This is a genomic window from Cellulomonas jepli (assembly GCF_047229345.1).
Classification (GTDB): Bacteria; Actinomycetota; Actinomycetes; order Actinomycetales; family Cellulomonadaceae; genus Cellulomonas_A.
On record NZ_JBFTER010000003.1, the window covers coordinates 1 to 12,905 of the forward strand.

A 12,905-nucleotide genomic window follows, 5' to 3' on the forward strand; every position below is an offset into this window, starting at 1 on the left:
GCACCGGCCCGACCGCGCCCGACCGGGGCCGACTCGGCCGCCGCGAGCACGTCGTCCGCCGACCCGCCCGTCTGCGCCCGGACCGCCGCGGCGACGGCGCCCTCGACGAACGGCGCGTCGGCGACCCGCACGCGCGCGGCGACGTCCGCGTCGGCGAGCTCGAGCACCGACTCGGCGGTGAGCAGCGCGGACCCGAGGTCGACGAGCACGACCGCCGAGCGACCTCCGTCCGTCGCCGCCGCCAGCGCGCGCTCGACCGCGTCGTAGCTCGTCCCGAGACCGCCGTGCCCGTCACCGCCCGCGGCGAGCAGCGGGACGCCGGGGGCCATCTGCCGAGCGAGCTCGACCACCCCGTCCGCCAGCAGACGCGAGTGCGAGACCAGCACGAGGCCCACGCGCACGTCCGGCGTCCCCTCGCCCGCGGCGGACGCGCTCACGCGGCGCCACCCTCCCCGGCGCCACCGCGCGCACCCGTCGCGGCCGACGCTGCCTGCGCGGCCGCCCGCAGGATCAGTGCGCTCGACGTCGCCCCCGGGTCCCGGTGGCCCGCGGACCTCTCGCCCAGGTAGCTCGCCCGGCCCTTCGTCGCGACGAGCGGCACGGTCGCGTCCGACCCGCGCTCCGCGGCGTCCGCAGCCGCCGCCAGGACGTCGGCCGGCCCGGCGCCCGCGTGCGCCGACGCGACGGCTGCCTCGACCGCGGGGCTCCAGGCGTCGACCATCGTCTTCTCGCCGAGCGACGCCTTGCCCCGCACGACGATGCCCTCGAGCGCGGCCTCGAGCATCGCGACCACGCCCGCGCTGTCGAGGGCAGGCGTGCCGGTGATCTTGGCCGCCCGCAGGTACGCGGTGCCGTACAGCGGACCGGCGGCGCCGCCGACGCTCGACATGAGGGTCGTCGCCACGAGCTTGAGGACGTCGCCGATCTCGGCGGGCGCCGCGTCGAGCGCGTCGAGCCGGGCCAGGACCGCGCTGAAGCCGCGCGCGAGGTTCTCGCCGTGGTCGCCGTCGCCGATCTGCCGGTCGAGCTCGACGAGCTCGTCGCGGTGCTCGAGCACCGCCGCCGCCGACGCGCGGACCCACGCCGTCGCCCACGCCACGTCCACCGTCATGCCTGCTCCCGCCTCAGCCGTCCGGACCGCCGCCTCACCATCGGAGAGCGGCGGTGTGCACCGGAGCGTCCCACAGGGCGGTCAGCTCGTCGTCCAGCCGGAGAACGGTCACCGAGGCGCCCTGCATCTCCAGTGATGTCACGTAGCTGCCGACGAGCGACCGGGCCACCTCGACCCCCCGCGCCTCGAGCAACCTGCGTGCCTGACCATAGACGACGTACAGCTCCGAGGCAGGGGTGCCGCCCATGCCGTTGACCAGGAGCAGCACGCGCTCGCCGCCGGTCAGCGCGAGGTCGTCCGCGACGGCGGTCACGAGCATCTCGGTGATCTCGTCGGCGCTCGCGAGCGGGATCCGGTGCCGGCCGGGCTCGCCGTGGATGCCGATGCCGATCTCGACCTCGTCGTCGGGCAGGTCGAAGCTCGGCCGGCCGGCGTGCGGCACGGTGCACGCCGTCAGCGCGACGCCCATGGTCCGCACGTTCGCCACGACCCGCTGGGCGACGGCCGTCACGGCGTCGAGGTCGTCGCCGCGCTCGGCCGCGGCGCCGGCGATCTTCTCGACGGCGACGGTCCCCGCGACGCCGCGGCGCCCCGCGGTGTACAGCGAGTCCTCGACCGCGACGTCGTCGTTCACCAGGACCGTGCGGACCACGAGGTCGTCGGCCTCGGCGAGCTCGACCGCCGTCTCGAAGTTGAGCACGTCGCCCGTGTAGTTCTTGACGATCGCGAGGACCCCGGCGCCGCCGTCCGCCGCCGTGAACGCGGGCGCGATCTGGTCGGGGGTCGGCGAGGTGAACATCGCCCCCGGCACGGCCGCGTCGAGCATGCCGTGACCCACGAAGCCCGCGTGCAGCGGCTCGTGCCCGCTGCCGCCGCCGCTCACGAGCCCGACCTTGCCCGCCACCGCCCCGCCCGCCCGGGCCACGAACAGCGGGTCGGCGTGCACCGCCACGAGGTCGGCGTGCGCGAGCCCGAAGCCCTGGACGGACTCGGTGACCACGTGCTGCGGGTCGTTGATGAGCTTCTTCACCGGGGACCTCTCCTTCTCTGCCGGACGCGCGCCGGGATGCGTGCCGGACGCCCGCCGGACCCGTGCCGAGGACCGGCCACGGCTACCGGCGGCGGCGCCGGGGTCCCCTCACACTTGCCGCGCCCTGGACGAGCGTCAAGCGCACGCCAGGCGCACGACGCCCCCGGTGCACGTAGGTGCACCGGGGGGCGACGTGCGGGCGACGTCAGTCGCGGCCGAGCAGCGTCCGCGCCTGGGCGACGAGCACGACCGAGCCCGTGATCAGGACGCCTGCGCCGTACTGCGCCTCGCTCTCGGCCCGGTTCGACGCGAGCGCGATCGCGTCGTCGAGCCGCTCCGCGACGTGCACGCGGTCCTCGCCGAACACGTCGACCGCGACCTCGGCGAGGTCCGGGACGTCGAGGGCCCGCGACGACGCGGCGCGCGTCACGACGACCTCGGCGAGCAGCGGCTCGAGGCCCGCGAGGATGCCCTCGGGGTCCTTGTCCGCCATGACGCCCACGACGCCGACGAGCCGCGTGAACTCGAAGGCCTCCTCGACCGCCGAGACGAGCGCAGCGACGCCCGCGGGGTTGTGCGCGGCGTCGACCAGGATCGTCGGGCTCGTGCGGACGACCTCGAGCCGCCCGGGCGACGACATGTCCGCGAACGCCGCCTCGACGACCTCGCCGCTCAGCGCCGCGCCGCCCGTGAGCAGGCTCTCGACCGCGACGAGTGCCAGGAGCGCGTTGTGCGCCTGGTGCTCGCCGTACAGCGGCAGGAACACGTCCTGGTAGACCGCACCGGTGCCCCGCAGCGCGATCAGCTGCCCGCCCACCGCGACCTGGCGGTCGACGACCTCGATGTCGACGCCCTCGCGCAGCACCCGGGCGCCGCGCTCGGCGGCGGCTTGCAGCAGGACACCCTCGACGTCCTCGTCCTGCGCCGCCAGGACCGCGGTCGCGCCGTCCTTGATGATCCCGGACTTCTCGCTCGCGATCTCGACGAGCGTGTCGCCGAGGTAGCGCTCGTGGTCCTTGGCGACGGTCGTGACGACCGCGACCTCGCCGTCGACGACGTTCGTCGCGTCCCACGTGCCGCCGAGCCCCACCTCGACGACGGCGACCTCGACGGGCGCGTCGGCGAACGCCGCGAACGCCATCACGGTGAACACCTCGAAGAAGCTGAGCCGCGGACCACCGCGCTCGAGCGAGCGGGTGTCGACCATGTGGACGTACGGCGCGACGTCCTGCCACACCTCGACGAAGCGCTCGTCGCTGATCGGCTCGCCGTCGACCGTGATGCGCTCGGTCACGCGCGTCAGGTGCGGGCTCGTGAACCGGCCCGTGCGCAGCCCGTGCTCGCGCAGGAGCCGCTCGACCATGCGCGCCGTCGACGTCTTGCCGTTGGTCCCCGTGATGTGGACCGTGCGGAACGCGTGCTGCGGGTCGCCCAGCAGCTCGCAGACCTCGCGCACGCGGTCGAGGGACGGCTCGATGTCGTTCTCGGGCGCGCGCTCGAGGATCGCGGCGTACACCTCGTCGGCCGCCGAGCGTGCGGCGGCCTCGGCCTCGCGGCGCAGGTGCTCCGCGCCGCCCGGCTCGCCGGAGTACCCGGACGGCCCGCTGTCGCGCTTCGCGGCGCTCATGCCCGGGCCACCCGGACGACGAGCTCGGTCCCGCCACCGGGCGTCACGACGATCTCGGTCGCGAGCGTCTCGGCCGCGAGGAACTCCCGGTGCGTCTCGATCGCGGTCAGGCCCTCGGCCGGGACGTCGAGCTCGAGCACGATGCGGTCGCTGACCTGCAGGCCCGCGGCCTTGCGTGCGTCCTGCACGGCACGGACCGCGTCGCGCGCGTAGCCCTCGGCGCGCAGCTCGTCGTCGAGCGCGAGGTCGAGCACGACGAACCCGCCGCCCGGCAGCACCGCGGCGGCCAGGTCACCGGCTCCCCCGGCGGCGACGACCGTCGCGAGCTCGTACTCGCCGTCCGCGAGCGTCACGTCGCCGCCCGCCGTGCGGACCACGACCTCGCCGTCCGGCGCCTGCTCCCAGTCGCCGGCCTTCGCGGCACGGATGACGTCCTGGACGCCGCGCCCGAGCCGGGGCCCGGCGGCGCGCGCGTTCACGGACAGCCGGGTCTCGACGCCGACATCGGTCGCCGCCGCGTCGTCGAGCGAGAGCAGCGTGACGCCCTTGACGTTGAGCTCGGCGCCGACGAGGTCCGCGAACGGCTCGACGGCCGTGGGGTCCGCGAGCGCGACCCGGAGCTCGCGCAGCGGCTGGCGCACGCGCAGGGAGTGCGCCTTGCGCAGACCGAGCGCGGTCGACACGATCGCGCGCACGCGGTCGACGGCCGCGACGAGCTCGTCGTCGGCGGGCAGCGCGGTGTCGTCGACCGAGCCCTGCACGAGGCTCGGCCAGTCGGTCAGGTGCACGCTGCGGCCCCCGGTCAACCCGCGCCAGACCTCCTCGGAGACCAGCGGCGCGAGGGGTGCCATGACTCGGGCGAGCGTCTCGAGCGCGGTCCACAGGGTGTTGAACGCGCCGGCGTCCTCGCTCCAGAACCGCTCGCGCGACGTCCGGACGTACCAGTTGGTGAGCACGTCGAGATGCTCGCGCACGCTCTCGCACGCGCCCGGGACGTCGTAGGCGTCGAGCTGCGCGGTGACCTCCTCGACGAGCGTGCGCGTGCGGGCCAGCAGGTACCGGTCCATCGTCGCGAGCCCGGGCAGGTCCTCGGCGGTCACCCGGCGCGCGGTCAGGCCCTCGCCGCCGTTCGCCGCGCCCGCGTAGAGCGCGAAGAAGTACCACGTGCTCCACAGCGGGAGCAGCACCTGGCGGACCTCGGCGCGGATGCCCTCCTCGGTGACCACCAGGTTGCCGCCGCGCAGGATCGGGCTGGCCATGAGGAACCAGCGCATCGCGTCGGAGCCGTCGCGGTCCAGCACCTCGGACACGTCGGGGTAGTTGCGCAGCGACTTGCTCATCTTGCGGCCGTCGGACCCGAGCACGATGCCGTGCGAGACGGCCGTGCCGAACGAGGGGCGGTCGAACAGCGCGGTCGCGAGCACGTGCAGCGTGTAGAACCAGCCGCGCGTCTGCCCGATGTACTCCGTGATGAAGTCGCCCGGGTAGTGGTGCTCGAACCACTCGGCGTTCTCGAACGGGTAGTGCACCTGCGCGAACGGCATCGAGCCGGAGTCGAACCACACGTCGAGCACGTCGGGGATGCGGCGCATCGTGGACCGGCCGGTCGGGTCGTCCGGGTTCGGGCGCGTCAGGTCGTCGATGAACGGCCGGTGCAGGTCCGTGACCTCGACCCCGAAGTCGGCCTCGAGCTCCGCGAGGGAGCCGTAGACGTCGCGGCGCGGGTAGGCCGGGTCGTCGCTCTCCCACACCGGGATGGGCGTGCCCCAGTAGCGGTTGCGCGAGATCGACCAGTCGCGGGCGCCCGCGAGCCACTTGCCGAACTGCCCGTCCTTGATGTGGTCGGGGACCCACGCGATCTTGTCGTTGAGCTCGACCATGCGGTCGCGGAACTCGGTCACGCGCACGAACCAGCTCGACACCGCCTTGTAGATCAGCGGGTTCCGGCACCGCCAGCAGTGCGGGTAGGAGTGCTGGTACGTCTCGTGGCGCACGACGACGGCACGGTCCTCGGCGTGCACGGCCGCGAGCGGGCCCGTGCCGGCCTTGAGGTCCGCGATCACGTGCGGGTTCGCGTCGAACACCTGCTGGCCCGCGTAGTCGGGCACCTCCGTCGTGAAGCGGCCCTTGGAGTCGACCGGGACGACGGGCGTGATGCCCGCCGCCGCGCAGACCGCCATGTCCTCCTCGCCGAAGGCGGGCGCGAGGTGCACGAGGCCGGTGCCGTCCTCGGTCGAGACGAAGTCGCCCACCAGCACGCGGTGCGCGTTCGGGTGACCCGCGAAGTAGGGGAACGGCGGCGTGTACGACCGGCCCGCGACCTCGGCGCCCGTGAGGTGCTCGACGACCGTCGCGTCCTCGCCGAGCTCGCGCGCGTAGGAGGCGAGGCGCGACGCCGCGAGCAGCACGCGGTCGCCCGCGAGCGGGCCCTCGACGGGGGCGACGACGACGTAGTCGATCTCGGGACCGACCGCGACGGCCAGGTTGCTCGGCAGCGTCCACGGGGTCGTCGTCCAGACCAGCGCGAGCTCGCCCGTCTCGAGGCGCACGCCCACCGTCAGCGCCGGGTCCTGGCGCGACTGGTAGACGTCGTCGTCCATCCGCAGCTCGTGGTTCGACAGCGGGGTCTCGTCCCGCCAGCAGTACGGCAGCACCCGGTAGCCCTCGTACGCGAGACCCTTGTCGTAGAGCTGCTTGAACGCCCAGACGACCGACTCCATGTAGGTCAGGTCGAGCGTCTTGTAGTCGTTGTCGAAGTCGACCCAGCGCGCCTGGCGCGTCACGTACTCGCGCCACTCGTCGGTGTACTTGAGCACCGACGTGCGGCAGGCCTCGTTGAACGCGGCGATGCCCATCTCGTCGATCTGCGACTTGTCGGTGATGCCGAGCACGCGCTCGGCCTCGAGCTCGGCGGGCAGCCCGTGCGTGTCCCACCCGAAGCGGCGCTCGACCCGGCGGCCCCGCTGGGTCTGGTAGCGCCCGACGAGGTCCTTCGCGTACCCCGTGAGCAGGTGACCGTAGTGCGGCAGGCCGTTCGCGAACGGCGGGCCGTCGTAGAAGACGAACTCGTTCGCGCCGTGCTCGCCCGCGGGGCGCTGGTCGATCGAGGCCTGGAACGTGCCGTCGGCCGCCCAGTGGGCGAGCACGTCCTTCTCGAGGGACGGCAGGTCGGGGCTCGCGGGCACACCGTCGTCGGCGCGGTGCAGCGGATAGGCCATGGTCTTCGGGCTCCCGGGGTCGGTCGTGCGCTCTCGTCACCTGCACGAGGACGACGGCCCCGGTTCTCGCCGGTCGCCACCGCGGTACCACCCCGCTTGCCACGCCCCGCGAACGGGTGCGCGACCTCTCTCCGACGGCTGTGACGGGCCTGCCCCGTCCGGTTCTACTGGGCGGCGCGCTCCCGTGGGCCGGGCGTGCACCGCTGTTCTTCCGGAGGCTCACCGGTGATGGCCGGGTCGACGCCTGTGCCCGCCATCCTAGACGCCGGTGCGGTGGGGACCGCCAGCGGGATCCGGGCCGCGCCGAGCTCGTGCGTCCCGGCGCCGCGCGTCAGATCGCGGCCGAGCCGCCCGGGCGCCAGACGGCCTCGTCGACCCAGTGCCGCGTCGCGGACTCGTCGACGCGGCGGTCGTACTCCTCGGGCGTGATGGCCCCGCTCTCGAGCGCGGTGAGGTTCTCGACGTCCTCGCGGTTGGGCACCCAGCCGCCCGCCGCCGCCCGCACGAACGACTGCGCGACGGAGCGGCGCTGCTGCGCGTCGAGCGGCTCGAACAGGTCGGGCCACAAGGCCTCGACGTCGGGCTCCTCGTGCATCGCCGGTCCCCCTCCTCGCGCTGCGCGACGGACGGCCGGGCAGCACGGCCGACTGTACGCAGCGCCGGTCCGGACGTCTCGCGGTGCGATGATCTCGCCCGTGACCTACCGCCTCGTCCTGCTCGACCTCGACGGCACCCTGACCGACTCGGCCCCCGCGATCACCGCCTCGGTGCGCGCCGCGTACGCCGCGATGGGCATCCCCGCACCGGACGCAGCGACCCTGCGGACCTTCGTGGGGCCGCCGATCTGGGACAACTTCACGGCCCACGGCGTCCCGCCGGAGCTCGTCGAGACCGGCATCGCCGCCTACCGCGCCGACTACGCCGAGCGGGCGACGCGGGACGCGGTCCTGTACCCCGGCATCGTCGAGCTGCTGACCGCGCTGCGCGCCGCCGGCCTGCGCGCCGCGGTCGCGACGTCCAAGCCCGAGCCGACGGCCCGGCGCATCGCCGCGCACTTCGGCCTGGACGCGCTCGTCGACGGCGTGTTCGGCGCGACGTTCGACCAGACGCGCGCGAGCAAGGCCGCCGTCGTCGCGCACGCGCTGGACTCGCTCGACGCGCGGGACCTCGCCGCGCGCGGGGAGGTCGTCATGGTCGGCGACCGTGAGCACGACGTGCTCGGCTCGCGCGCGCACGGCGTCGGGTGCATCGCGGTGACGTGGGGCTACGCCCCGGCCGGCGAGCTCGAGGCCGCGGCCCCGCTGGCGACCGTCACGTCCGTCGACGAGCTGCACGCGCTGCTCGTCGACGGGCACCGGGACGCGATGCCGGCGGCCGCCTCGTGAGCGCCGTCGACATCCTCGGCTGGGCGGGGTCGGTGCTGCTCGTCTACTCGGTGCTGCAGTCCCGCATGCTGCGGTTCCGCGTGCTGAACCTCGCCGCGTCCGGTGCGCTCGTGGTGTTCAACGCGCTGATCGGGGTGTGGCCGATGGTCGCGATGAACGTCGCGCTGTGCGCGATCAACGCGTGGTTCGTCGTGAGCCTGCTGCGGCGCCGGAGCACCGGGACCGCCTTCGAGTGGGTCGCCGCCGCCCCCGACGACCCCTTCGTCGCCCACTTCCTGGCCCAGCACGGGGAGGACGTCGAGCGGTTCTGGCCCGCGGCGCGTGCCCTGCGGACCCTCGACGTGGCGCCGCCGAACGTGCTGTGCGCGCTCGTGCTGCACGGCGACGTCACGGTCGGGCTCGTCGTGGCGGTCCGCGAGCGCGACGCCGCACACGGGGAGACGTGGGAGCTGCTCGTCGACTACGTGGTCCCGGGCTACCGCGACTACACCGCGGGGTCGCTCATCTACTCCCCCGCCGGACCGTTCGCGGCACGCGGGGCCCAGCGCGTCGTCAGCACCGGGGTCGTGGCCCCGAGCGTGCGGCCGTACCTGCACCGCGCCGGGTTCGGGCTCGACGGCGAACGGTGGGCGCGCGCGCTCTGACACGGCCGATCGGGTGGTCGACCGGCGCGAGCGCCTCGTCGGCGGCCTCGGCGCCGCGACCGGCCACTACGGTGACCGCATGATGTTCGACGGCCCCATGGAGTACCTGCTCATCGGCGTGCTGGGGTACGCCGTCCCCATCGGGCTGCTCACCCTCTTCGTGTACTGGGTCGTACGCCGGGCGGTCCGGGACGGCATGCGCGACGCGGCGCTGCGTGGCGTGGGCCTGCGTGACGCGGCGGTCGACCGGCTCCCCGCCGCCGCGCCCCAGGACGGACCCGAGCCGCCCCGAGAGAAGTGACGGGCGGTCCGCGCCACGGGCGGGGACCCGCTCAGCCGCCTGCCGGTCGCCGCGCGATCTGCGTGTTGGAGACCTGGGCGCGCGGGCGGACCACGAGCGTGTCGATGTTGACGTGGTGCGGGCGGGTGAGGGCGAACGTGATGACGTCGGCGACGTCCTCCGCGAGCAGCGGCTCGTAGCCCTCGTAGATCGTGGCGGCGCGCTCGGCGTCCCCACCGAAGCGCACGAGCGAGAACTCCTCGGTCGCGACGTTGCCGGGCGCGACGTCGATGACCCGGACGGGCTCGCCGATGAGCTCGAGCCGCAGCGTCGTCGTGAGCATCCGCTCGGCGTGCTTGACGCCCGTGTACCCGCCACCGCCCTCGTAGGGCGCGATGCCCGCGGTCGAGGTGACGACGAGCACGTCGCCGCGACCGCTCGCGCGCAGCGCCGGGAGCAGGGCCTTCGTGATGCGCAGCGTCCCGAGCACGTTCGTCTCGTACATCCAGCGCCAGCCCTCGACGTCGGCGTGCTCGACGCGGTCCAGCCCGAGCGCACCGCCCGCGTTGTTGACCAGCGAGGTCAGGCCGCCGGTCGCCTCGACGTGCGCGGTCAGCCGCGCGACGTCGTCGTCCGAGGTGATGTCGCACGCGAACGGCTCGGCACCCGTCTCCGCCGCGAGCGCCTCGAGCCGGTCGGCGCGGCGCGCGACGGCGACGACGTCCCAGCCCTCGGCGCGCAGCCGGCGCACCGTCGCCGCCCCGATCCCCGACGAGGCCCCGGTGACGACGGCGCGCAGCCGCGTCGTGCTCGGTGCGCCGTCCGCGGTCTCCCCGGTCGTGCCCTGCGTCGTGCCGTCCGTCCCCGTCGTGCTCACAGCTCTCCCTCGATCACGGTCAGTGCCTCGTCGTACACGGCCAGCGCCCGCGCCACCTCGTCGTCCGTGACGACGCACGGCGGCACCACGTGCAGCCGGTTGTCGGCGAGGAACGGCAGCAGGTCGCGGGCCATCATCTCCGACTTCAGGCGGCCCATGAGCGCGGGGGCCAGCGGCTCGCGGGTCGCCGGGTCCGCGACGAGCTCGAGCGCCCAGAAGACCCCGAGCCCGCGCACCTCCCCGATCACGGGGTGGCGGTCCGCGAGCGCGGCGAGCCCGGGTGCCAGCACGTCGGTGCCGATGCGCGCGGCGTTCTCGACGAGGTGCTCGCGCTCCATCGTCTCGAGGGTCGCGACGACGGCCGCCATCGCGAGCGGGTGGCCCGAGTAGGTGAGGCCGCCCGGGAACACGCGGTCGTCGAAGGTCGCCGCGATCTCGTCGGAGATGAGGACGCCGCCCGCGGGCACATAGCCGGAGTTGACCCCCTTCGCGAACGTCACGAGGTCGGGGCGCACCCCCCAGTGGTCGAGCGCGAGCCACGCGCCCGTGCGGCCGAAGCCCGACATGACCTCGTCGAGGATCAGCAGGACGCCGTAGCGGTCGCACAGCGCTCGCACCCCGGCGAGGTAGCCGTCGGGCGGCACGAGCACCCCGCCGGTCCCGACCACCGTCTCGAGCAGCACCGCGGCGACGGACGCGGGCCCCTCGCACTGGAGCACCCGCTCGAGGTGGTGCAGCGCGCGCTCGGACTCCTCCTCGGGCGTGCTCGCCCAGAACTCACTGCGGTAGAGGTAGGGCCCGAACGCGTGCACGTGACCGCGCGCGAACTCGTTGGGCACGCGGCGCCAGTCCCCCGTCGCGACGACCGCCGCACCGGTGTTGCCGTGGTACGACCGGTACAGCGAGACGACCTTGTCACGGCCCGTGTGCAGGCGAGCGAGCCGGATCGCGTTCTCGTTGGCGTCGGCGCCGCCATTGGTGAAGAACACCTTGTGCATGCCCGCGGGTGCGTGCGCGACGACCGCCCGCGCCGCGAGCCCGCGCGTGAGGTTCGCGGTCGCCGGAGCGACGGTCGGGAGCAGGTCGGCCTGCATCTGGATCGCCTCGACGACCGCGGGGTGGCCGTGACCGATGTTGGTGTTGACGAGCTGGCTCGAGAAGTCGAGGTAGCGGCGGCCCGCGTGGTCCCACACCTCGCAGCCCGAGCCGCCCGCGACGACGAACGGCGTGAGCGCGCCCTGCGCCGACCACGAGTGGAAGACGTGCGCGCGGTCGAGCTCGGCGGCACGCACGTCGTCGGGGTGCGGTGCGAGGTCCGGCTGGGGTGCCGGCGGTGCAGCGGTCATGGCGGGACGCCTTCCTGGTCGCGGTGGTGCGTCGTCCGTGGTGGGTCGTGCGGGGTGGCGCGTGCGGGGCCGGACCGGTGCGGGGTGCGCCGGGCCGCCGAGCCGCCGGGGTGGGCGCGGACCGCGTGCAGGGCCCGCGCCCACCCCGGACGGACGGTCAGGCGCCGCCGGGCTCGAGCGTCACGTCGACGGGCTCGAAGTCGGCGCCCGTCACGTCGACACCCTCCTCCTCGAGCTCCTCGAGCGCCCGGTCGACGTACTCGTTGGTGAACGCCGGCTCGGCCGGCTCCTCGGAGATGATCGTCGCGCCCGTCTCGTTGGAGGTCGTCAGCGACATCTCGACGGTCGCGTCCCACGCGGCCTCGTCGATGTGCCCGATCCCGCCCGTGCTCGGCCAGATGAGCTTGTTGACCTCGTTGGTCATCCACAGCTGGTGGCTCGTGCCGAGGGTCGAGCCGGCCTCGGTCACGTGGTCCGCGGCCTCCTGCGGGTTGTCCCGTGCGAACGCCCAGCCGCGGATCGTAGCCTTGAGGAACTTCACCGTCGTCTCGGCGTACTCCTCGTCGTCCGCGAGGCGGCCCTGGTCCGCCCAGATCGCGTCCTGGAGCATCGCGGTGCCCTCCTCGTTCCAGTCGATGACCGTGAAGTCCTCGGGCTGGTAGAGCTCGCCGGTCTCCGGGTCCTCCGCCTCGAGCAGCTGCGCGTACTCGTTGTAGGTCATGGCCTGGGCCGCGTCGATGTCGCCCGCGAGGAACGCGTTCATGTCGAACGCCTGCTGCACGATCTCGAAGTCCGTGACGCCGGCCTCGTTGAGGCCCGCGAAGAGCTCCCACTCGTTGCCGTAGCCCCAGCTGCCGATCTTCTTGCCCGCGAGGTCCTCGACCGAGTCGATCCCCGAGTCGGCGAACGCGACCTGCAGCGTCGCGGACCGCTCGAAGATCTGCGCGACGTCGACGATGTCGGCGCCCTGCTCGATCGAGCCGAGCACCTTGGGCACCCAGGCGACGGCGTAGTCGACCTCGCCGTTCGCGAGGGCGTCCTGCGGGACGACGTCCCCGCCGCTCGGCAGGATCTCGACGTCCAGGCCCTCGTCGGCGTAGAAGCCCTCGGCGAGCGCCGCGTAGTAGCCGGCGAACTGCGCCTGCGTGAGCCACTGGAGCTGGAGCTTGACGGGCGTCATCCCGTTCGCGGACCCGCTGGCGCCCGCCTCGGGCTCGCTGTCGCCGGCGCAGCCCGCGAGCGTGAGCGCGGCCGTGAGCCCGAGCGCCGTCGCGGCCCACCGTGCGCGTGTGGTGTCCCTCATGTCATCGCCTTCCGTCGGTGTGCGTGGGGGCCGCCCCTGCCCCGGGCGGGGTCGTGCGGGGCCCTGCGTGCTGCGGTGATCGAC

The 12,905-nt window shown here is 74.1% G+C and carries 12 protein-coding genes; 3 read left to right on the plus strand and 9 right to left on the minus strand.

Annotation, left to right across the window (positions count from 1 at the left end):
- The 6 genes from dhaM to AB6N24_RS01185 all read right to left on the minus strand — a co-directional run.
- Nucleotides 1-437: dihydroxyacetone kinase phosphoryl donor subunit DhaM (gene dhaM, locus AB6N24_RS01160; RefSeq protein WP_412867606.1), on the minus strand; the 437-nt coding region annotated here is incomplete at its 3' end.
- Nucleotides 434-1,111, minus strand: coding sequence for a dihydroxyacetone kinase subunit DhaL (dhaL, locus tag AB6N24_RS01165; RefSeq protein WP_412867607.1), 678 nt, complete (start codon nt 1,109-1,111; stop codon nt 434-436). The genes dhaM and dhaL, both read right to left, overlap by 4 nt.
- 34 nt (nt 1,112-1,145) lie before the next feature.
- Nucleotides 1,146-2,141, minus strand: a complete 996-nt coding sequence (gene dhaK, locus AB6N24_RS01170; RefSeq protein WP_412867608.1) for a dihydroxyacetone kinase subunit DhaK — start codon at nt 2,139-2,141, stop codon at nt 1,146-1,148.
- Between the two features lie 205 nt (nt 2,142-2,346).
- Complete coding sequence (locus AB6N24_RS01175) at nt 2,347-3,768, minus strand: bifunctional folylpolyglutamate synthase/dihydrofolate synthase (protein ID WP_412867609.1); 1,422 nt, start codon at nt 3,766-3,768, stop codon at nt 2,347-2,349.
- On the minus strand, nt 3,765-6,986 hold the full coding sequence (gene ileS, locus AB6N24_RS01180) for an isoleucine--tRNA ligase (protein ID WP_412867610.1): 3,222 nt from the start codon (nt 6,984-6,986) through the stop codon (nt 3,765-3,767). Before ileS ends, AB6N24_RS01175 begins: the two co-directional genes overlap by 4 nt.
- Nucleotides 6,987-7,317: 331 nt before the next feature.
- Nucleotides 7,318-7,581 carry an antitoxin VbhA family protein gene (locus AB6N24_RS01185; protein ID WP_412867611.1) on the minus strand — a complete coding sequence of 88 codons (264 nt, stop codon included), beginning with the start codon at nt 7,579-7,581 and terminating at the stop codon, nt 7,318-7,320.
- A gap of 100 nt (nt 7,582-7,681) precedes the next feature.
- Here AB6N24_RS01185 and AB6N24_RS01190 point away from each other — a divergent pair, with 100 nt between their 5' ends.
- The 3 genes from AB6N24_RS01190 (at nt 7,682) to AB6N24_RS01200 (ending at nt 9,316) form a co-directional block, all read left to right on the plus strand.
- Nucleotides 7,682-8,371 (plus strand): HAD hydrolase-like protein, encoded by a 690-nt coding sequence (locus AB6N24_RS01190; RefSeq protein WP_412867612.1) that lies wholly within the window; start codon nt 7,682-7,684, stop codon nt 8,369-8,371.
- Nucleotides 8,368-9,015 (plus strand): hypothetical protein, encoded by a 648-nt coding sequence (locus AB6N24_RS01195; RefSeq protein ID WP_412867613.1) that lies wholly within the window; start codon nt 8,368-8,370, stop codon nt 9,013-9,015. The genes AB6N24_RS01190 and AB6N24_RS01195 overlap by 4 nt, the downstream gene beginning before the upstream one ends.
- Nucleotides 9,016-9,094: 79 nt before the next feature.
- Nucleotides 9,095-9,316 (plus strand): hypothetical protein, encoded by a 222-nt coding sequence (locus AB6N24_RS01200; RefSeq protein WP_412867614.1) that lies wholly within the window; start codon nt 9,095-9,097, stop codon nt 9,314-9,316.
- Nucleotides 9,317-9,347: 31 nt separating this feature from the next.
- Here the strand turns inward: AB6N24_RS01200 and AB6N24_RS01205 are convergent, their stop codons facing one another.
- The 3 genes from AB6N24_RS01205 to AB6N24_RS01215 all read right to left on the minus strand — a co-directional run bounded on the left by AB6N24_RS01205 (nt 9,348) and on the right by AB6N24_RS01215 (nt 12,821).
- Nucleotides 9,348-10,094, minus strand: a complete 747-nt coding sequence (locus tag AB6N24_RS01205; RefSeq protein ID WP_412867674.1) for an SDR family oxidoreductase — start codon at nt 10,092-10,094, stop codon at nt 9,348-9,350.
- 74 nt (nt 10,095-10,168) lie between these two features.
- The gene (locus tag AB6N24_RS01210) at nt 10,169-11,518 is read right to left on the minus strand and encodes an aspartate aminotransferase family protein (RefSeq protein WP_412867615.1); all 1,350 of its coding nucleotides are present in this window, start codon (nt 11,516-11,518) and stop codon (nt 10,169-10,171) included.
- Nucleotides 11,519-11,675: 157 nt separating this feature from the next.
- The gene (locus AB6N24_RS01215) at nt 11,676-12,821 is read right to left on the minus strand and encodes an ABC transporter substrate-binding protein (protein WP_412867616.1); all 1,146 of its coding nucleotides are present in this window, start codon (nt 12,819-12,821) and stop codon (nt 11,676-11,678) included.
- Nucleotides 12,822-12,905 lie beyond the last annotated feature (84 nt).